The sequence below is a fragment of the Pseudomonas sp. PWP3-1b2 genome, from assembly GCF_049896045.1.
Classification (GTDB): Bacteria; Pseudomonadota; Gammaproteobacteria; order Pseudomonadales; family Pseudomonadaceae; genus Aquipseudomonas; species Aquipseudomonas antarctica_B.
Genome location: NZ_JAFCTN010000014.1, coordinates 54786 through 74540 on the forward strand (window position 1 = coordinate 54786; position 19755 = coordinate 74540).

At 59.0% G+C, this 19755-nt stretch carries 16 protein-coding genes; 15 read left to right on the forward strand and 1 reads right to left on the reverse strand.

The window, feature by feature from the left end; all coding sequences use genetic code 11:
• Window positions 1–80: 80 nt before the first annotated feature.
• The 15 genes from bamA (at window position 81) to ispD (ending at window position 18724) form a co-directional block, all read left to right on the forward strand.
• Window positions 81–2471 (forward strand): outer membrane protein assembly factor BamA, encoded by a 2391-nt coding sequence (gene bamA, locus ACP7A2_RS11745; protein WP_426134335.1) that lies wholly within the window; start codon window positions 81–83, stop codon window positions 2469–2471.
• 45 nt (window positions 2472–2516) lie between these two features.
• Complete coding sequence (locus tag ACP7A2_RS11750; RefSeq protein ID WP_003189173.1) at window positions 2517–3020, forward strand: OmpH family outer membrane protein; 504 nt, start codon at window positions 2517–2519, stop codon at window positions 3018–3020.
• Between the two features lie 3 nt (window positions 3021–3023).
• A complete protein-coding gene (gene lpxD / locus ACP7A2_RS11755) occupies window positions 3024–4079 on the forward strand; it encodes a UDP-3-O-(3-hydroxymyristoyl)glucosamine N-acyltransferase (RefSeq protein WP_426134336.1) in 1056 nt (351 codons plus the stop codon).
• A gap of 111 nt (window positions 4080–4190) precedes the next feature.
• Window positions 4191–4631 carry a 3-hydroxyacyl-ACP dehydratase FabZ gene (gene fabZ, locus ACP7A2_RS11760; RefSeq protein ID WP_003219309.1) on the forward strand — a complete coding sequence of 147 codons (441 nt, stop codon included), beginning with the start codon at window positions 4191–4193 and terminating at the stop codon, window positions 4629–4631.
• The gene (gene lpxA / locus ACP7A2_RS11765; RefSeq protein ID WP_426134337.1) at window positions 4628–5404 is read left to right on the forward strand and encodes an acyl-ACP--UDP-N-acetylglucosamine O-acyltransferase; all 777 of its coding nucleotides are present in this window, start codon (window positions 4628–4630) and stop codon (window positions 5402–5404) included. The genes fabZ and lpxA overlap by 4 nt, the downstream gene beginning before the upstream one ends.
• 2 nt (window positions 5405–5406) lie before the next feature.
• Window positions 5407–6546, forward strand: coding sequence for a lipid-A-disaccharide synthase (gene lpxB, locus ACP7A2_RS11770; RefSeq protein WP_426134338.1), 1140 nt, complete (start codon window positions 5407–5409; stop codon window positions 6544–6546).
• Window positions 6543–7175: a ribonuclease HII gene (gene rnhB, locus ACP7A2_RS11775; RefSeq protein WP_426134339.1), complete on the forward strand. Its 633-nt coding sequence runs from the start codon at window positions 6543–6545 to the stop codon at window positions 7173–7175. Before lpxB ends, rnhB begins: the two co-directional genes overlap by 4 nt.
• Window positions 7176–7251: 76 nt before the next feature.
• A complete protein-coding gene (gene dnaE / locus ACP7A2_RS11780) occupies window positions 7252–10773 on the forward strand; it encodes a DNA polymerase III subunit alpha (RefSeq protein WP_426134340.1) in 3522 nt (1173 codons plus the stop codon).
• A 138-nt stretch (window positions 10774–10911) separates the two neighbouring features.
• Window positions 10912–11859 carry an acetyl-CoA carboxylase carboxyltransferase subunit alpha gene (locus ACP7A2_RS11785; RefSeq protein ID WP_348060680.1) on the forward strand — a complete coding sequence of 316 codons (948 nt, stop codon included), beginning with the start codon at window positions 10912–10914 and terminating at the stop codon, window positions 11857–11859.
• A 175-nt stretch (window positions 11860–12034) separates the two neighbouring features.
• Window positions 12035–13354 carry a tRNA lysidine(34) synthetase TilS gene (tilS, locus tag ACP7A2_RS11790; protein ID WP_426134341.1) on the forward strand — a complete coding sequence of 440 codons (1320 nt, stop codon included), beginning with the start codon at window positions 12035–12037 and terminating at the stop codon, window positions 13352–13354.
• Window positions 13355–13627: 273 nt separating this feature from the next.
• A complete protein-coding gene (locus ACP7A2_RS11795; protein WP_426134342.1) occupies window positions 13628–15259 on the forward strand; it encodes a CTP synthase in 1632 nt (543 codons plus the stop codon).
• Window positions 15260–15264: 5 nt separating this feature from the next.
• Window positions 15265–16110, forward strand: a complete 846-nt coding sequence (kdsA, locus tag ACP7A2_RS11800) for a 3-deoxy-8-phosphooctulonate synthase (RefSeq protein WP_064451165.1) — start codon at window positions 15265–15267, stop codon at window positions 16108–16110.
• A 157-nt stretch (window positions 16111–16267) separates the two neighbouring features.
• Window positions 16268–17557, forward strand: a complete 1290-nt coding sequence (gene eno, locus ACP7A2_RS11805; RefSeq protein WP_375068148.1) for a phosphopyruvate hydratase — start codon at window positions 16268–16270, stop codon at window positions 17555–17557.
• Between the two features lie 184 nt (window positions 17558–17741).
• Window positions 17742–18020 carry a cell division protein FtsB gene (gene ftsB, locus ACP7A2_RS11810; RefSeq protein WP_078741107.1) on the forward strand — a complete coding sequence of 93 codons (279 nt, stop codon included), beginning with the start codon at window positions 17742–17744 and terminating at the stop codon, window positions 18018–18020.
• Window positions 18017–18724 carry a 2-C-methyl-D-erythritol 4-phosphate cytidylyltransferase gene (gene ispD / locus ACP7A2_RS11815; protein WP_426134343.1) on the forward strand — a complete coding sequence of 236 codons (708 nt, stop codon included), beginning with the start codon at window positions 18017–18019 and terminating at the stop codon, window positions 18722–18724. The genes ftsB and ispD overlap by 4 nt, the downstream gene beginning before the upstream one ends.
• Before the next feature lie 128 nt (window positions 18725–18852).
• Here ispD and ACP7A2_RS11820 read toward each other — a convergent pair whose 3' ends face one another.
• Entirely contained in the window at window positions 18853–19749 is an 897-nt protein-coding gene (locus ACP7A2_RS11820; protein WP_426134344.1) for a LysR substrate-binding domain-containing protein, read from the reverse strand.
• Between the last annotated feature and the right edge of the window lie 6 nt (window positions 19750–19755).

Genomic DNA, 19755 nt, shown 5'->3' on the forward strand with positions numbered 1-19755 from the left:
CTGTAACGCTTCGCTGAATTGCGAATCTGCCGCATTTTGCGGCAGTTTGTTTATTGCCAGTTGGAATAAGAAAGGACTTCATGAAACGTCTGCTGCTAACTGCGGTTCTCACCGTATTGATGATCGCCGAAGTTCACGCCGAGTCCTTCACTATCTCCGATATTCGCGTCAACGGCCTCCAGCGGGTTTCCGCCGGTAGCGTCTTTGGTGCCTTGCCGTTGAACGTCGGGGAACAGGCTGATGACCGTCGCCTGGTGGAGTCCACTCGTGCGCTGTTCAAAACCGGGTTCTTTCAAGATATCCAACTGGGTCGCGAAGGTAACGTCCTGGTCATCACTGTCGTCGAGCGACCTTCCGTCGCCAGTATCGAGATCGAAGGTAACAAGGCGATCTCCACTGAAGACTTGATGAAAGGTCTCAAGCAATCCGGCCTGGCCGAGGGCGAGATCTTCCAGCGCGCCACCCTTGAGGGTGTGCGTAACGAACTGCAACGCCAGTACGTTGCCCAGGGTCGCTACTCCGCGACGGTGGAAACCGAAGTGATCCCGCAGCCTCGTAACCGTGTCGGCCTCAAGGTCAACATTAACGAAGGCACTGTGGCGGCTATTCAGCACATCAACGTGGTGGGCAACACCAAGTTTGATGATGAAGACCTGATCGGCCTGTTCGAACTCAAGACCACCAACTGGCTGTCGTTCTTCAAGAACGATGACAAGTACGCCCGTGAAAAGCTGTCCGGTGACCTGGAGCGTCTGCGTTCCTACTACCTGGACCGTGGCTATATCAACATGGATATCGCTTCGACCCAGGTCTCCATTACCCCGGACAAAAAACACGTCTACATTACTGTTAACGTCAACGAAGGCGAGAAGTACACCGTTCGTGACGTTAAACTCAGCGGCGACTTGAAAGTCCCTGAAGACCAGGTCAAGTCCCTGCTGCTGGTGCAGAAAGACCAGGTGTTCTCGCGCAAGCTGATGACCACCACGTCCGAGCTGATCACCCGCCGCCTGGGTAACGAAGGCTATACCTTCGCCAACGTTAACGGCGTACCGACTCCGCACGATGAAGACCACACTGTGGACATCACGTTCGTCGTCGATCCAGGCAAGCGTGCCTACGTGAACCGCATCAACTTCCGTGGCAACACCAAGTCTGCGGACGAAGTGCTGCGTCGTGAAATGCGTCAGATGGAAGGTGGCTGGGCGTCGACTTACCTGATCGACCAGTCCAAGACCCGTCTTGAGCGTCTGGGCTTCTTTAAGGAAGTCAACGTCGAAACCCCGGCCGTACCGGGTGTGGATGACCAGGTTGACGTGAACTACGCCGTAGAAGAACAGGCATCGGGTTCCATCACCGCCAGCGTCGGCTTCGCACAAAGTGCCGGCTTGATCCTCGGTGGTTCGATTACCCAGAACAACTTCCTCGGTACCGGTAACAAGGTGTCCATCGGCCTGACCCGAAGCGAATACCAGAGCCGATATAACTTCGGTTATACCGACCCCTACTGGACTGCTGATGGTGTAAGCCTGGGCTACAACGCCTTCTATCGCACCACTGACTACAAAGACCTCGACGTTGATGTTGCAAGCTATGCGATCGACAGCCTGGGCGCTGGTGTCAACGTTGGTTACCCGATCAGTGAGACTTCGCGTCTGACCTTCGGCTTGACCGCGCAGCAGGACAAGATCAAGACCGGTGTGTACACCGTGGACGAAATCTTCGACTTCGTGCGTAAGGAAGGCGATCAGTTCCTTAACTTCAAGGCGTCGGCCGGATGGTCGGAATCGACCTTGAACAAAGGTGTACTGGCGACCCGTGGCCATTCTCAGAGCTTGACGGCTGAAGTCACCACGCCGGGCAGCGACCTGTCGTTCTTCAAACTCGACTACCGTGGCCAGTTGTTCCAGCCGCTGAGCGATAACTACACCGTGCGCCTGCACACTGAGTTGGGATATGGCGACGGTTATGGTTCGACCAATGGTCTGCCGTTCTACGAGAACTATTATGCAGGTGGTTTCAACTCGGTTCGTGGCTTCAAGGACAGTACCTTGGGCCCGCGCGGTACCCCGAGCCGTGGCGCTGCTGTAACCGGTAACCAGGGCACTCTGGCTGACAGCGACAACGACCCGCTGCCATTCGGTGGTAACGTGTTGATTCAAGGTGGTGCGGAGCTTCTGTTCCCGCTGCCGTTCGTCAAGGATCAGCGTTCCCTGCGTACTTCGGTCTTCTGGGATGTGGGTAACGTGTTCGACTCCAAGTGCGAACAGGTTAAAAACCCGGCGCCTGGCTCGGTGTCCAACACCCAATGCAACGACGTGAGCTTGAGTAACCTGGCGAGCTCTGTGGGTGTAGGCGTGACTTGGGTGACGGCGCTTGGCCCATTGAGCTTTGCTCTGGCCATGCCGATCAAGAAACCGGATAACGCTGAAACCCAGATTTTCCAATTCTCCCTCGGCCAGACGTTCTAAGCGTCTGACCCAAGATAACGACAACGGATTCTGTAGGAGTACATCGTGCGTAAGTTGACTCAATTGGTTCTGCTGGCCACCGTGCTGGTAACCACACCGGCCTTCGCCGAAATGAAAATTGCCGTCCTGAACTATCAGATGGCACTGCTGGAATCCGACGCGGCCAAACGTTACGCAGTGGATGCCGAGAAAAAATTCGGTCCGCAGCTGACCAAGCTGAAGACGCTGGAAAGCAGCGCCAAGGGCATCCAGGATCGTCTGGTAGCCGGTGGCGACAAAATGCAGCAAGGCGAGCGCGAGCGTCTGGAGCTTGAATTCAAGCAAAAGGCCCGTGACTACCAGTTCCAATCCAAGGAGCTGAACGAAGCCAAGGCTGTTGCTGACCGCGAAATGCTCAAGCAGCTCAAGCCAAAGCTCGACAGCGCAGTGGAAGAAGTCATCAAGAAAGGTGCCTTTGACCTGGTGTTCGAGCGCGGCGCCGTGATTGACGTCAAGCCTCAATACGACATCACCCGTCAGGTGATCGAGCGCATGAACCAGCTGAAGTAAGCCATGACCGCGACTATCAAGCTCGGCGAGTTGGCCGAGTTCCTGGGGGCCACCTTGAGTGGCTCCCCGGAGAAAGAAATTACTGGGCTAGCCACCTTGCAGGAGGCTGGCCCAGCTCAGTTGAGCTTCCTCGCAAATCCTCAGTACCGTAAATACCTGGTCGACAGCAAAGCCGCAGCCGTGTTGCTCAAAGCTGCTGACGCCGAAGGGTTCATTGGGGATGCGCTGGTTGTAGCTGACCCGTACCTGGCCTATGCCCAGGTTTCACACCTGTTTGATCCCAAGCCCAAAGCCGCCGCCGGTATTCATCCGTCTGCGGTGGTGGCCGACGATGCGCAGGTTGATCCTGCTGCCTCCATTGGTGCCTTTGCCGTGATCGAGAGCGGCGCGCGCATTGCCGCCGGTGTAACAGTTGGCGCGCATTGCTTCATTGGCGCGCGCTGTGAAATCGGTGCCGGTGGTTGGCTGGCGCCTCGTGTCACCCTGTACCACGATGTGCGTATCGGTGAGCGGGTCGTCATTCAATCGGGCGCTGTGATTGGTGGCGAAGGCTTCGGTTTTGCCAACTCAAAAGGCATCTGGAACAAGATTGCCCAGGTCGGCGGCGTAGTGATCGGCGATGACGTGGAAATCGGTGTGAACACGGCAGTGGATCGCGGGGCCTTGGCCGATACCGTGATCGGCAACGGCGTGAAGCTCGATAACCAGATCCAGATCGCCCACAACGTGCAGATCGGCGATCACACCGCCATGGCGGCGTGCGTGGGTATTTCCGGCAGCACCAAAATCGGCAAGCATTGCATGCTCGCCGGTGGCGTAGGGCTGGTGGGGCATATCGAGATTTGCGACAACGTGTTCATCACGGGCATGACCATGGTGACCCACTCGATTACCGAGCCGGGTGCCTATTCTTCCGGTACCGCCATGCAGCCTGCGGCTGAGTGGCGCAAAAGTGCAGCGCGGTTGAGGCAGCTCGACGACATGGCCCGGCGCCTCAAACAGCTGGAAAAGCGTGTTGGAGACGTGACCCCTGGCGGTAATGCTTCATCAGAAGGCTGAGACCATTTCCATATCAAGTGTGTACAGCCGCTAGACTGCCTCCTTGATTTGCTAGCGGGGCGTGCTTTTAGTCCGCCCGCCCCCAATCTTTATTACAGGCTTCCCCCCGAAATGATGGACATCAACGAGATTCGCGAATACCTGCCTCACCGCTACCCGTTCTTGCTGGTAGACCGTGTGACGGACCTCAATGTTGAGGAAAAGCGCATTCGTGCCTACAAGAATGTCAGCATCAACGAACCGTTCTTCAATGGTCACTTCCCTGCGCATCCAATCATGCCGGGCGTTCTGATCATCGAAGCGATGGCCCAGGCTGCCGGTATCCTTGGTTTCAAAATGCTCGACCTCAAGCCTGCCGATGGCACGCTGTATTATTTCGTGGGCTCCGACAAGCTGCGTTTCCGCAACCCGGTCACTCCGGGTGACCAGTTGATTCTGGAAGCCAAGTTCATCAGCTGCAAACGCCAGATCTGGAAGTTCGAATGCCAGGCCTCGGTGGATGGCAAGCCAGTGTGCTCCGCCGAGATCATCTGTGCGGAACGCAAACTATGAGTTTGATTGACCCTCGCGCAATCATCGATCCGTCGGCCGTTCTGGCCGCCGACGTTGAGGTCGGCCCTTGGTCGATCGTCGGCGCAGGTGTTGAAATCGGCGAGGGTACTGTCATCGGGCCACACGTGATCCTTAAAGGTCCGACCCGCATTGGCAAACACAATCGTATCTACCAGTTTTCCTCGGTAGGCGAAGACACCCCGGACATGAAGTACAAGGGTGAAGAAACACGTCTGGTAATCGGTGATCACAACATCATTCGTGAAGGCGTGACCATTCACCGTGGCACTGTGCAGGATCGTGCCGAGACCACGCTGGGTGATCACAACCTGGTTATGGCCTATGCGCACATCGGTCATGACAGTGTGATCGGCAACCATTGCATCCTGGTCAACAACACCGCTTTGGCGGGCCATGTGCACGTGGATGACTGGGCGATTCTGTCCGGCTTTACCCTGGTGCATCAGTATTGCCATATCGGCGCCCACAGCTTTTCCGGTATGGGCACTGCCATCGGCAAAGATGTACCGGCGTTTGTTACCGTCTTCGGCAACCCGGCCGAAGCGCGCAGCATGAACTTTGAAGGCATGCGTCGTCGCGGTTTCAGCGAAGACGCGATTCACGCCCTGCGCCGCGCCTACAAGGTGGTTTATCGCCAGGGGCTGACGGTTGAGCAGGCCCTGGCCGAACTGTCCGAACCTTCAACGCAGTTCCCGGAAGTCGCGGTGTTCCGTGACTCGATCCAGGCATCGACCCGCGGCATCACCCGCTAACCATGGGCAGTCTGCGTATTGCGCTGGTGGCCGGTGAAGCTTCCGGTGATATTTTGGGCGCAGGCCTGATGCGAGCCCTCAAGGCCCAGCATCCTGCGGTGGAATTTATCGGGGTGGGTGGCCCGCTGATGCAGGCCGAAGGTCTCACCTCCTACTTTCCCATGGAGCGCTTGTCGGTCATGGGGCTGGTGGAAGTGCTGGGCCGTCTGCGTGAGCTGCTGGCTCGTCGCAAGCTGCTGATCCAGACCCTTATCGAAGAAAAACCCGACGTCTTTATCGGCATCGATGCACCGGATTTCACCCTTAATATTGAGCTCAAGTTGCGTCAGGCCGGGATCAAGACCGTGCATTACGTCAGCCCGTCCGTGTGGGCGTGGCGGCAGAAGCGCGTGTTGAAGATCCGTGAAGGCTGCGACTTGATGCTGACCCTGCTGCCGTTCGAGGCCCGTTTCTACGAAGAGAAGGGCGTGCCGGTGCGGTTTGTCGGCCACACGCTGGCTGACGCCATTCCTCTGCAAGCAGACCGAGCGGCGGCCCGTGCCGAGCTGGGCGTGCCCGACGGCCCGCTCGTGGCGCTGATGCCGGGCAGTCGTGGCGGCGAAGTGGGGCGCCTCGGCGCGCTGTTTTTTGACGCCGCCGAGCGGCTGCAGGTGCTCAAGCCAGGTGTACGTTTCGTGCTGCCCTGCGCGAGCCCGCAACGTCGTGCGCAAATCGAGACGCTGCTGGTAGGGCGCAACTTGCCGCTGACCTTGCTCGACGGTCAGTCGCACCTGGCCCTGGCCGCCTGCGATGCGGTGCTGATCGCCTCCGGCACCGCGACCCTGGAAGCCTTGCTGTACAAACGCCCGATGGTCGTGGCCTATCGCCTGGCGCCGCTGACCTTCTGGATTCTCAAGCGCATGGTCAAAAGCCCCTACATCTCCTTGCCCAACCTGCTGGCCCAGCGCCTGCTGGTACCGGAATTGTTGCAGGACGATGCGACGCCTGAGGCCCTGGCACACACACTACTCCCCCTGATTGACGGCGGCGAAGAGCAGACCCGTGGTTTTGATGACATCCATCGCACCTTGCGCCGTGATGCGTCGAATCAGGCGGCGGATGCCGTGCTGACCCTGATTGGTCACACACAGGAAACCCCATGAAGACGCAAATCGGCCTGGATTTCAGCCTGGTTGCCGAAGCCCACGAACTGGTGGCCGGTGTTGATGAAGTCGGGCGCGGCCCCCTGTGTGGCGCCGTGGTGACGGCCGCGGTGATTCTTGACCCGAACCGTCCGATTCTAGGGCTCAACGACTCGAAGAAGCTCACCGAAGCGCGCCGTGAAAAGCTCTATGACGAGATTTGCGAAAAGGCTCTGAGCTGGCACATCGCGCGGGCCGAAGTTGAAGAAATCGATAAGCTGAATATCCTGCACGCCACCATGCTCGCCATGCAGCGCGCGGTCGAAGGCCTGCACATCACACCAAAAATGGCGATGATCGACGGTAACCGCTGCCCAAAACTGGCGATGCCGTCTCAAGCCGTGGTCAAGGGTGACAGCAAGGTGCCGGCCATTGCCGCCGCCTCGATCCTAGCCAAGGTCAGTCGCGACCGAGAAATGGCCGCGTTCGAATTGATCTACCCCGGCTATGGCATCGGTGGCCACAAAGGCTACCCGACGCCCGTTCATCTGGAAGCGCTGGCTCGTCTTGGCCCAACGCCGATCCATCGTCGCTCGTTTGCCCCGGTCCGTCAGGCTTACGAGCTGCGCGAGAGCCTCAGCGAGGTTTAGTCGCGAGGCTGATGTTTTGCTCAAGGCCCGGTACAATCCGGGCCTTGTTGTCTCCACGTATTAGAACAGGATCACTATGCCGGCTTCATTCGTTCACCTGCGCCTGCACACTGAATACTCCCTGGTCGACGGCCTGGTACGGATCAAACCGCTGGTCAAAACCCTGGTGGGCATGAACATGCCTGCGGTGGCGGTGACCGATCAGAACAACATGTGTTCGCTGGTCAAGTTCTACAAGAACGCCATGGGCGCCGGTATCAAGCCGATCTGCGGCGTCGATTTGTGGCTGTCCAATAAAGACCCGGATAACCCCCTGAGCCGCATCAGCCTCCTGGCAATGAATGGCGTGGGTTATCGCAACCTCACCGAATTGATTTCTCGCGGTTTTATCGACGGCCAACGCAATGGCTCGATCATCATCGAGCGCGAGTGGGTGGCCGAAGCCAGTGAGGGCGTGATCATGCTCTCGGCGGCCAAAGAGGGTGAAATCGGCATCGCGCTGCTGGGCGGCAACCCCCAGGAAGCCGAGGTGTTGGCCCGCGAATGGATGGGTGTGTTCCCCGACCGCTTCTATGTAGAAGTGCAGCGCACCAACCGTCCCAACGATGAAGAGCACCTGCACGCTGCCGTAGCCCTGGCCGACAAGCTCGGCGCGCCGTTGGTGGCGACCAACGATGTGCGTTTTATCAAGAAAGAAGATTTCGAAGCCCACGAAACCCGCGTGTGCATCGGCGAAGGCCGGGCGCTCGACGACCCGCGTCGCTCGAAAAACTACAGCGAAGAGCAGTACCTCAAAAGCGCCGACGAGATGGCTGAGCTGTTCAGCGACCTGCCTGAAGCGTTGGAAAACTCCGTCGAGATTGCCAAACGCTGCAATATTGAAGTGAAGCTGGGCAAGCACTTTCTGCCCAACTTCCCGATTCCCGATGGCATGACCATCGATGAGTATTTCCGCAAGGTGTCGTTTGATGGCCTTGAAGATCGCCTGAGCGTTCTGCTGCCCAAAGACACGACCGAGGACTACGACGCCAAGCGCCAGGTGTACGTCGACCGGCTGAATTTCGAGCTGGATATCATCATCCAGATGGGGTTCCCCGGTTACTTTCTGATCGTAATGGACTTTATCCAGTGGGCCAAAAGCAACGGCGTGCCGGTGGGGCCTGGCCGGGGGTCGGGTGCCGGGTCGCTGGTGGCCTATGTGCAGAAGATTACTGACCTTGACCCGCTGGAATATGACCTGCTGTTCGAACGGTTCCTGAACCCGGAACGGGTATCCATGCCCGACTTCGACGTCGACTTCTGCATGGACGGTCGCGACCGCGTGATCGAATACGTGGCCGAAAAATACGGCCGTAATGCGGTCAGCCAGATCATCACCTTCGGTTCCATGGCGGCCAAAGCAGTAATCCGCGACGTGGCGCGGGTGCAGGGCAAGTCCTACGGCTTGGCCGATCGCCTGTCGAAGATGATCCCGTTTGAAGTCGGCATGACCCTCGAAAAGGCCTACGAGCAGGAAGAAATCCTGCGCGACTTTATCAAGATCGATGAAGAAGCCGCCGAAATCTGGGACATGGCGCGCAAGCTTGAAGGGGTTGTGCGTAACGTCGGTAAACACGCCGGTGGTGTAGTGATTGCGCCGACCAAACTCACTGACTTCTCGCCGATCTATTGCGACGAAGAGGGTGGCGGCCTGGTAACCCAGTTCGACAAGGACGACGTGGAGGCCGCCGGCCTGGTGAAGTTCGACTTCCTCGGCCTGCGAACCCTGACGATCATCGACTGGGCGCTCAAGACCATCAACCGCGAGCGCGCCAAGGTCGATGAGGCGCCGCTGGATATCGCATTTATCCCGCTGGACGACAAGCCGACTTACCAGTTGCTGCAAAAAGCCGAGACCACAGCCGTGTTCCAGCTCGAGTCGCGCGGCATGAAAGAGCTGATCAAAAAGCTCAAGCCCGACTGCCTGGAAGACTTGATCGCACTGGTGGCCCTGTTCCGTCCGGGCCCGTTGCAATCGGGCATGGTTGATGACTTTATCAACCGTAAGCACGGCCGCGCCGAACTGGCTTACCCGCACTCCGATTACCAGTACGAAGGCCTCAAGCCGGTATTGGCGCCGACCTACGGCATCATCCTGTATCAAGAGCAGGTGATGCAGATCGCTCAGGTGATGGCCGGCTACACACTTGGCGGCGCAGACATGTTGCGTCGCGCCATGGGTAAGAAAAAGCCCGAGGAAATGGCCAAGCAGCGCGGCGGTTTCATTGAAGGGTGCGCCAGCAATAACATCGACGCCGACCTGGCCGGTAACATTTTCGACCTGGTGGAAAAATTCGCCGGTTACGGCTTCAACAAATCTCACTCCGCCGCCTACGGCCTGGTGTCGTACCAGACCGCCTGGCTGAAAACCCACTACCCGGCGCCGTTCATGGCCGCGGTACTCTCGGCGGACATGCACAACACCGACAAGGTCGTGACCTTGATCGAGGAAGTGCGCACCATGAAGCTGCGCCTCGACGCGCCGGACGTGAACGCCTCGGAGTTCAAGTTCACGGTGAACGACGACGGCCGCATCATCTATGGCCTGGGCGCGATCAAAGGCGTGGGCGAAGGCCCAGTGGAAGCCATCGTCGAAGCGCGCCAGCACGGTCCATTCAAGGACCTGTTCGACTTTTGCGCGCGGGTTGACCTCAAGCGCATCAACAAACGAACCCTCGATGGTTTGATCCGCAGCGGCGCACTCGACCGTCTCGGCCCCTATTTCCATGATGAGCCGAAGGCTTATCAGGCCAATATCGACCGCAACCGCGCGGTGCTGCTGACCGCCATGGAAGAAGCGATCAAGGCCGCCGAACAAACCGCGCGCACCCACGACAGTGGGCATGCCGACCTGTTTGGCGGGTTGTTCGTCGAAGCAGACGCCGACGTTTATGCCAACCACCGCAAGGCCAAGGACCTGACCCTCAAGGAACGCCTCAAGGGCGAGAAAGACACCCTGGGCCTGTACCTGACCGGTCACCCGATCGACGAATACGAAGGCGAAATCCGCCGGTTCGCCCGTCAGCGCATCATCGACCTGAAACCGGCGCGCGACACCCAGACCGTCGCCGGCATGATCATCGCCCTGCGCGTGATGAAAAATAAGAAGGGCGACAAGATGGGCTTTATCACCCTCGATGACCGCTCGGGCCGTATCGAGGCGTCGCTGTTTGCCGACGCTTTCCACTCCGCCCAATCGCTGCTGCAAACTGACGCGATGGTGGTGGTGGAAGGGGAGGTCAGTAACGACGACTTCTCCGGCGGCCTGCGCCTGCGGATCAAGCGGGTGATGAGCATGGAAGATGCGCGCACCAATCTGGCCGAAAGCCTGCGCCTGAAGGTCAAGACCGAAGCGCTCAAGGGCGATCAGCTACGCTGGTTGGGGGACTTGCTCAAACGCCACCGTGGCGCGTGCCCGGTGACCATGGAGTACACCGGCAATGACGCCAAGGCGATGCTGCAGTTTGGCGAGACGTGGCGAATTGACCCCGCCGATGGCTTGATTCAAGCATTGCGTGACCAGTTTGGCCGTGACAACGTCTTCCTCCAATACCGTTGACGGCCAGGTGATGACAAATCCCCTGATCTCGACCCATTATTTAATCTCGACCTAGACGCGCCTCTCCCTTAAGGTAGGGCGCGAATAGACAACCGGCTGGCCAGGCACTCCCTGGCCGTCGACCCAAGACGGACGCTTATGAACCCGAATTTTCTTGATTTCGAACAGCCGATCGCTGACCTGCAAGCCAAGATCGAAGAACTGCGCCTGGTCGGCAATGACAATTCGCTGAACATCGGCGATGAGATCGCTCGCCTGCAAGACAAGAGCAGCACGCTCACCGAAGACATCTTCGGCAAGCTGACCAGCTGGCAGATCGCGCGCCTGGCCCGCCACCCGCGCCGTCCGTACACACTGGATTACATTCAGCACATCTTCACCGAGTTCGACGAGTTGCATGGCGACCGCCACTTCTCCGACGACGCGGCCATTGTGGGCGGTATCGCTCGCCTGGACGACCAGCCAGTGATGGTGATCGGTCACCAGAAAGGCCGTGAAGTGCGCGAAAAAGTTCGCCGCAACTTCGGCATGCCGCGCCCGGAAGGCTACCGCAAGGCGTGCCGCCTGATGGAGATGGCCGAGCGCTTCAAGATGCCGATCCTGACCTTCATCGACACTCCGGGTGCTTACCCGGGTATCGACGCCGAAGAGCGTAACCAGAGCGAAGCGATCGCCTGGAACCTGCGTGTGATGTCCCGCCTGAAAACCCCGATCATCGCCACCGTGATTGGTGAAGGCGGTTCCGGCGGCGCACTGGCCATTGGCGTATGCGACCAACTGAACATGCTGCAATATTCGACCTACGCGGTGATCTCGCCGGAAGGTTGCGCCTCGATCTTGTGGAAAACCGCCGAAAAAGCGCCGGACGCAGCTGAAGCCATGGGCATCACTGCCGATCGCCTGAAAGGTCTGGGCATCGTCGACAAAGTCATCGCCGAGCCTCTGGGCGGCGCGCACCGTGACCCGGCTGCCGCTGCTGCGAACATCCGTGCGGAGCTTGGCTCGCAACTGGCGATGCTCAAGAAGCTGGATAACGAAGCGCTGTTGAAGCGTCGTTATGAGCGTTTGATGAGCTACGGTCTCTAAGACCAATGCAGCGCCCAATATGGGGGCTGGCTTGTGTGGGAGCTGGCTTGCCTGCGATAGCATCACCTCGGTGCAACTGATGTATCGAGGTGACTGCATCGCAGGCAAGCCAGCTCCCACATTTGTTTTGTGTATGCTTGGCGAACGTATTCCAGTTTTGCGGCGGTAACGTGAGATGAAACCCAACCTGACCGCCAAGCTCCTGCGAAATACCGCCCCGTGGCGCACCGCCCCGGCGTGGCATATCGCTTTCTCCGGCGGACTGGATTCCACCGTCCTGCTCCATCTCCTGGCTTCCCTGCCAGAAACCGAAACTCTCCCGACCCTGAGCGCAATCCATGTCCACCATGGCCTGCAAGCTGCTGCTGACGCCTGGCCAAGCCATTGCCAGTCGATATGCGACAGCCTGGGCGTACCCCTGCGTGTCATGCGCGTACAGGTACAAGCCGGCGCCAGTCTTGAGCGGGCCGCTCGTGACGCGCGTTACCAGGCATTTACAGAGGTGACCGGGGCAGGGGAAGTGCTGCTCACTGCCCAGCACCGCGACGATCAAGCTGAAACCCTGTTATTCCGCCTGCTGCGTGGGGCCGGGGTGCGAGGCTTGGCGGCAATGCCGCTGCATCGCCCGTTGGCGGCTGGTTATCTGGTACGGCCTTTATTGGATGTAGCGAGGGGTGAGTTGGAAGCCTACGCCCACAAGCACCAGCTCAAGTGGATTGAAGACCCGTCCAACGCCGATCAGCGGTTTTCGCGCAATTATCTGCGCCACACAGTGTTTCCAACCCTGACGGAGCGCTGGCCTCATGCAGCCTCAAGCTTGGCTCGCTGCGCCGAGCACCTGAGCGAGGCGCAAAGCCTGTTGGATGAATTGGCGCAGATGGATCTTATGGCGGCCGATGAGCCTTCGCCGTTTCCGTGGCTGCCCTTACCGAGCCTGGCGCTGGCTTCATTGCGCGAACTTTCCGATGCCCGCCAGCGCAACGCCCTGCGTCACTGGCTGACGCCTCTCACGCGCTTACCCGACAGCGACCACTGGGCCAGCTGGCATTCCCTGCGCGATGCGAAAAGTGACGCACAGCCCGTCTGGCGCCTTGCCGACGGTGATTTGCACCGTTGTGGCGAGCGCATCTGGTGGCTACCTACTGCGTGGTCGGAATTTTCCGACGTGTTGGTGAGCTGGCCGCACCCGCAAATCCCGCTAGAGTTACCTGGCAATGGCCAGCTGAAATTTATCGGCAGCGCGCCAGAAGGTCCGTTGGAGGTCCGCTATCGCCAGGGCGGCGAAATCATGGAAGTGCCAGGTCGCGGCCGACGTGACTTGAAGCGTCTGCTTAATGAAAGTGGTTTGCCGGGGTTCGTCCGTGGCAGATTGCCGCTGCTGTATCAGGGCGAGCAATTGCTGGCTGTGCCAACCCTTGCGGGGCTATGGCCCGGTTCGTCGGATGGCTGGCAATTACAGTGGATGCCACAGACCTGCGATCAAGGTTTGAGCTGATAGAGCCTTTCCGGTAGACTACGCTCCCTTCTTGATACAACTTCTGTGGATTCGCCTGAATCGCAGTTGTTGCCGATTACCAAGCAGTCTTTGCTGGGCGATTCCAAAAAATGTGTAGCGATCAACGTACCGGTGTTTCATTGCTGGTCTGTCACAACGCGGCGGTTTTTTTGAAAGGTGCACTGTGATTAATGCAGGTGATCGGGGGCTTCGGCCTTCCTTCGCTTTCCCCGGCGGCTCGGACCGCTTTAACGCAGACTTCTAGGGTTTTTCATGACGCGCTACATATTCGTCACGGGCGGTGTTGTTTCTTCATTGGGGAAAGGCATTGCCTCCGCTTCATTGGCGGCCATCCTGGAGGCGCGGGGACTTAAGGTCACCATGCTCAAGCTGGACCCGTACATCAACGTTGACCCGGGCACCATGAGCCCGTTCCAGCACGGTGAAGTGTTCGTCACACACGACGGCGCCGAGACCGACCTGGACCTGGGCCACTACGAGCGGTTCATCCGCACGACCATGACCCAGAACAACAACTTCACCACCGGCCGTGTCTACGAGCACGTGCTGCGCAAAGAGCGCCGTGGTGACTACCTGGGTGCAACCATCCAGGTGATCCCGCACATCACCGACGAAATCAAGCGCCGCATCATCAAGGGTGCAGGCGATGCCGACGTGGCGATGGTCGAGATCGGTGGCACCGTGGGTGACATCGAATCCCAACCGTTCCTCGAAGCCATCCGCCAGTTGCGTTTCGAAGTCGGCGCCAAGCGCGCGATGCTGATGCACCTCACGCTGGTGCCCTACATCGCCACCGCCGGCGAAACCAAAACCAAGCCTACCCAGCACTCGGTCAAGGAACTGCGTTCCATCGGCCTGCAGCCGGACGTGCTGGTGTGCCGCTCCGATCACCCGATCGACATTTCCTCGCGTCGCAAGATCGCTCAATTCACCAACGTTGAAGAACGTGCGGTGATCGCGCTGGAAGACGCCGATACCATCTACAAGATCCCGGGCATCCTGCATGCGCAAGGCCTGGATGATTTTGTGGTCGAGCGTTTCGGCCTGCAATGCACCGGCGCGGACCTGTCTGAGTGGGAAGCGGTGGTTGACGCCAAGCTCAACCCAGAGCACGAAGTCACCATCGCCATGGTCGGCAAGTACATGGAGCTGCTGGACGCGTACAAGTCGCTGATCGAAGCGATGAGCCACGCCGGTATCAGCAACCGCACCAAGGTCAACCTGCGCTACATCGATTCCGAAGACATCGAGAACCAGGGCACGGCCTTGCTCGAAGGTGTTGATGCGATCCTCGTCCCCGGCGGTTTCGGCCTGCGTGGCGTGGAAGGCAAGATCACTGCTGTGCAGTACGCCCGTGAAAACAAGGTGCCGTACCTGGGCATCTGCCTGGGCATGCAAGTGGCGGTTATCGAGTTCTCGCGTAACGTGCTGGGCTGGAAAGACGCCAACTCCACCGAGTTCGATCACACCAGCGGCCACCCGGTCGTGGGCTTGATCACCGAGTGGGAAGACGCCACCGGCGCCGTTGAAACCCGCACCGAAACCTCCGACCTGGGCGGCACCATGCGCCTTGGCGCGCAGGATTGCCTGCTGGAGCCGGGTTCGCTGGTTCACGATTGCTACGGCAAGGACGTGATCGTCGAGCGTCACCGTCACCGCTATGAAGTGAACAACAACCTGCTGCCGCAGATCAAAGAAGCCGGCCTGAAAATCTCCGGTCGCTCCGGTGACGGCAAGCTGGTTGAAGTGGTCGAGGCGCCGGATCATCCGTGGTTCGTGGCCTGCCAGTTCCACCCTGAGTTCACTTCGACACCGCGCGACGGTCACCCGTTGTTCACCGGTTTCGTTAAAGCAGCACTGACGCAACATCAGAAGAAGGCGTAAACCTGATGGCCCAGAAGATCATTCGCGTAGGCGACATCGAGATTGCCAACGACAAGCCCATGGTGCTGTTCGGCGGCATGAACGTGCTGGAAAGCCGCGACATGGCGATGCAGGTCTGTGAAGAGTACGTCAAGGTGACCGAGAAACTCGGTATCCCTTACGTATTCAAGGCCAGCTTCGACAAGGCCAACCGTTCGTCCGTGACCTCTTATCGCGGCCCTGGCCTTGAAGAAGGCATGCGGATCTTCCAGGACATCAAGCAAGCTTTCGGCGTGCCGATCATCACCGACGTCCACGAGCCTGAACAGGCTGCCGTGGTCGCCGAGGTGTGCGACATCATCCAGTTGCCGGCGTTCCTGTCGCGCCAGACCGACCTGGTCGTTGCGATGGCCAAGACCGGCGCGGTGATCAATATCAAGAAAGCCCAGTTCCTCGCGCCTCAGGAAATGAAACACATCCTGAGCAAGTGCGTGGAAGCGGGTAACGACCAGTTGATCCTCTGCGAGCGCGGTTCGAGCTTCGGCTACAACAACCTCGTGGTGGACATGCTCGGTTTCGGCATCATGAAACAGTTCGAATACCCGGTGTTCTTCGACGTGACCCACGCGCTGCAAATGCCCGGTGGCCGCGCCGATTCCGCCGGTGGGCGTCGTGCCCAGGTATTGGACCTGGCCAAGGCCGGCATCAGCCAGTCGCTGGCGGGCCTGTTCCTGGAAGCTCACCCGGACCCGGACAACGCCAAATGTGACGGCCCATGCGCCCTGCGCCTGGACAAGCTGGAGCCATTCCTGGCTCAGTTGAAGCAGTTGGATGAACTGGTCAAGAGTTTTCCGACAGTAGAGACCGCGTAAGCCGCGTTTCTCCGGTAGACTTTCCCTCGCTTTACGCTCAGGCCTGCGGGCCTGAGCCTTGTCGTCTGCAAGCCTGCCCCGTTGTTCCACCCTTGCGGTCGGTCAAAAGATTTCCTTCAGCTGCGTCGTTTTCGTCAACTTTGGAGTGTTTACAACAATGGCAAAAATCGTCGACATCAAAGGTCGTGAAGTTCTCGACTCCCGTGGCAACCCCACCGTCGAAGCCGACGTGCTTCTCGATAACGGCATCATCGGCAGCGCCTGCGCGCCGTCCGGGGCTTCCACAGGTTCCCGCGAAGCGCTGGAACTGCGTGATGGCGACAAGAGCCGTTACCTGGGCAAAGGTGTACTCAAAGCGGTGGCCAACATCAACGGCCCGATCCGCGACCTGTTGCTGGGCACTGACCCGCTGGACCAGAAAGCCCTGGACCACGCGATGATCAAACTCGACGGCACCGAAAACAAAGGCAGCCTGGGCGCCAACGCGATCCTCGCCGTGTCCCTGGCAGCCGCCAAGGCCGCAGCACAGGACCAGGACCTGCCGCTGTACGCGCACATTGCCAACCTGAACGGTACTCCGGGTGTGTACTCGATGCCGGTTCCGATGATGAACATCATCAACGGTGGCGAGCACGCCGATAACAACGTCGACATCCAGGAATTCATGGTGCAGCCGGTTGGTGCCAAGACCTTCTCCGAAGGCCTGCGCATGGGCACCGAGATTTTCCATCACCTCAAAGCTGTGCTGAAGGCCCGCGGCCTGAGCACTGCAGTCGGTGACGAAGGTGGTTTCGCGCCGAACCTGGCGTCCAACGAAGATGCACTGAAAGTGATCTCCGAAGCGGTGGCCAACGCAGGTTACAAGCTGGGCACCGACGTGACCCTGGCCCTGGACTGCGCGGCGAGCGAGTTCTACGAGGACGGTAAATACAACCTGTCCGGCGAAGGCCACGTGTTCACCTCCGAAGGGTTTGCTGATTACCTGAAAGGCTTGTGCGAACGCTACCCGATCATCTCCGTTGAAGATGGCCTGGATGAGTCCGACTGGGCTGGCTGGAAAGTCCTGACCGACAAGATCGGCGAGAAAATCCAGTTGGTGGGCGACGATTTGTTCGTGACCAACACCAAGATCCTGAAAGAAGGCATCGATAAAAAGATCGCCAACTCGATCCTGATCAAGTTCAACCAGATCGGCACGCTGACCGAAACCCTGGAAGCCATTCAGATGGCCAAGGCTGCGGGCTACACCGCCGTGATCTCCCACCGCTCCGGCGAAACCGAAGATTCGACCATTGCCGACCTGGCCGTGGGCACGTCGGCGGGTCAGATCAAGACCGGTTCGCTGTGCCGTTCCGACCGCGTTTCCAAGTACAACCAATTGCTGCGTATCGAAGAGCAACTGGCAGGTAAAGCCAAGTACAACGGTCGCAGCGAGTTTCGCGGCTGATCGCTACTTGATGGTAAAGCATGGTAAAAAGTCGGCGGATTGCGTCGGAAAATGCACGACAGTGTGTGTTTCGACGCTAATCTGATGGCTATCAAGCACAAGCCTGGTCTTTCCAGGCTTCGTGCTATCAGTTGCTTCAAAAGTTTTGCATGGCTGTCTTTTTTTACTGGATACCCGGATTTCGATGCGCAGTCCCAATTGGTTGTTCCTCGTCTTGCTCTTATTGCTGGCTGGCCTGCAGTACCGCCTATGGGTCGGTAATGGCAGCTTTGCGCAGGTAAAAGAGCTGACTCAGCAAATTGCCGACCAGCACGCCGAAAACGAGATCCTGCTGGAGCGTAATCGCGTCCTCGACGCCGAAGTGCTTGAGCTGAAAAAAGGTACGGAGACCGTTGAAGAGCGGGCTCGTCATGAGTTGGGCATGGTCAAGGACGGCGAAACCCTTTACCAGTTGGCCCAATGATCGATTCTCTGCCGGCCTTCTGGGCCGTGATTCCTGCTGCGGGCGTCGGTGCCCGAATGGCCGCAGACCGTCCCAAGCAGTATCTGCAACTGGGCGGGCGCACAATTCTCGAACACAGCCTCGGCTGTTTTCTCGACCACCCCTCGCTCAAAGGCTTGGTGGTCAGTCTTGCAATCGATGATCCCTATTGGCCGAACCTGGCGTGCGCCAACGACCCACGCATTGTGCGTGCAGACGGCGGTGACGAGCGCTCGGGCTCGGTACTCAATGCACTGCTGCAACTCAACGCCCTGGGCGCCAGCGATGACGACTGGGTGTTGGTTCACGACGCGGCGCGACCTAATCTGAGCCGCGATGACCTCGACAAGCTGCTGGCTGAGTTGGCGGATGATCCGGTTGGCGGCTTGCTCGCCGTGCCGGCTCGCGACACCCTCAAGCGCGTCGACAAGCACGGTCGCGTGGTGGAAACCGTCGATCGTAGTTTGATCTGGCAGGCTTACACGCCGCAAATGTTCCGCCTCGGCGCTTTGCACCGCGCGTTGGCCGATAGCCTGGTGGCGGATGCGGTGATTACCGATGAGGCTTCGGCGATGGAATGGTCCGGTCAGGCGCCGCGATTGATTGAAGGGCGATCGGACAATATCAAGGTGACTCGGCCTGAGGATTTGGAGTGGTTGCGGTTGCGGTGGGCTAACCGGCGGTAGTCAGTTGCACCGCGTTGACTTCATCTCAGGCAAGCCAGCTCCCACATTTGACTGAGTTGTTTGAGGAGAAGGGTATCAACTGTGGGAGCTGGCTTGCCTGCGATGAGGCCAGTGCAAACAGTGAGTAATCACCTGCTGTACTCCGGCCGCTCCGCCAACCCCACCTTTAAAAAATCCACCAGCTTGCGCACCTTCGGCGACAAATGCCGCTGCTGCGGGTACAACGCCCACACCGCCGTATTCGGCGGCTGATGCGCCTCCAGCAATGACACCAGCGCGCCACTGTGCAAGTGCTCCAGCACGTAATAATCCGGCAGTTGGCACAACCCCACCCCTTGTAATGCTGCATCCAGCACCGCCTGCCCACTGTTGCAGCGCCAGTTTCCCTGTACCCGCTGGGAAAATTCGCGCCCGTCCTGGGCCAGTTGCCAGATATCCGAGCTGCCGATCAGGCAATTATGCCGACTCAATTCCGACAAACTATGTGGCCGACCGTACCGTTCGAGGTAGGACGGTGACGCGCACACATACATACGCCGAGGCGCCAGGCGACTGGCGACCATGCGCGAGTCTTGCAGGCGACCCAGGCGAATCGCCAGGTCGAGGCCTTCGTGTACCAGGTCGAGCTGGCGATTGCTCAGCTCGATATCCACGCGCAATTGCGGATACACCCCCATGAATCGGGTGACCAACGGCACGATAAACCGTTCGCCGTATGCCACTGCGCAGGTCATGCGCAACATACCTTTGGGCTCGCTGGCGAGGTCGCCGACCGCACGTAGCGCTTCTTCGCGACCGTCCTGTAAACGTTGGCAGTGTTGCAGAAACGTCTGACCGGCTTCGGTCAGGGTCACTTTGCGTGTGCTGCGGTACAGCAACCGCGTTTGCAGTCGCTCCTCCAGGCGCGCCACTTGCCGACTGATATGGGAAGAAGAAACTCCCAGCCGTTCCGCCGCTGCCGTGAACTGGCTGCATTCAGCAACCGCCACAAACTCGTCAATGCCTTCCCAGCGGTTTTCCAGCATGGTGAT

Bases quoted from the DNA above. Each gene is read 5' to 3' on its own strand.
- bamA (WP_426134335.1), top strand. From the start codon at position 81: ATGAAACGTCTGCTGCTAACTGCGGTTCTCACCGTATTGATGATCGCC.
- ispD (WP_426134343.1), top strand. From the start codon at position 18,017: ATGATCGATTCTCTGCCGGCCTTCTGGGCCGTGATTCCTGCTGCGGGC.
- lpxD (WP_426134336.1), top strand. From the start codon at position 3,024: ATGACCGCGACTATCAAGCTCGGCGAGTTGGCCGAGTTCCTGGGGGCC.
- ftsB (WP_078741107.1), top strand. From the start codon at position 17,742: ATGCGCAGTCCCAATTGGTTGTTCCTCGTCTTGCTCTTATTGCTGGCT.
- eno (WP_375068148.1), top strand. From the start codon at position 16,268: ATGGCAAAAATCGTCGACATCAAAGGTCGTGAAGTTCTCGACTCCCGT.
- kdsA (WP_064451165.1), top strand. From the start codon at position 15,265: ATGGCCCAGAAGATCATTCGCGTAGGCGACATCGAGATTGCCAACGAC.
- dnaE (WP_426134340.1), top strand. From the start codon at position 7,252: ATGCCGGCTTCATTCGTTCACCTGCGCCTGCACACTGAATACTCCCTG.
- fabZ (WP_003219309.1), top strand. From the start codon at position 4,191: ATGATGGACATCAACGAGATTCGCGAATACCTGCCTCACCGCTACCCG.
- tilS (WP_426134341.1), top strand. From the start codon at position 12,035: ATGAAACCCAACCTGACCGCCAAGCTCCTGCGAAATACCGCCCCGTGG.
- ACP7A2_RS11785 (WP_348060680.1), top strand. From the start codon at position 10,912: ATGAACCCGAATTTTCTTGATTTCGAACAGCCGATCGCTGACCTGCAA.
- ACP7A2_RS11795 (WP_426134342.1), top strand. From the start codon at position 13,628: ATGACGCGCTACATATTCGTCACGGGCGGTGTTGTTTCTTCATTGGGG.
- lpxB (WP_426134338.1), top strand. From the start codon at position 5,407: ATGGGCAGTCTGCGTATTGCGCTGGTGGCCGGTGAAGCTTCCGGTGAT.
- ACP7A2_RS11820 (WP_426134344.1), bottom strand. From the start codon at position 19,749: ATGCTGGAAAACCGCTGGGAAGGCATTGACGAGTTTGTGGCGGTTGCT.
- lpxA (WP_426134337.1), top strand. From the start codon at position 4,628: ATGAGTTTGATTGACCCTCGCGCAATCATCGATCCGTCGGCCGTTCTG.
- rnhB (WP_426134339.1), top strand. From the start codon at position 6,543: ATGAAGACGCAAATCGGCCTGGATTTCAGCCTGGTTGCCGAAGCCCAC.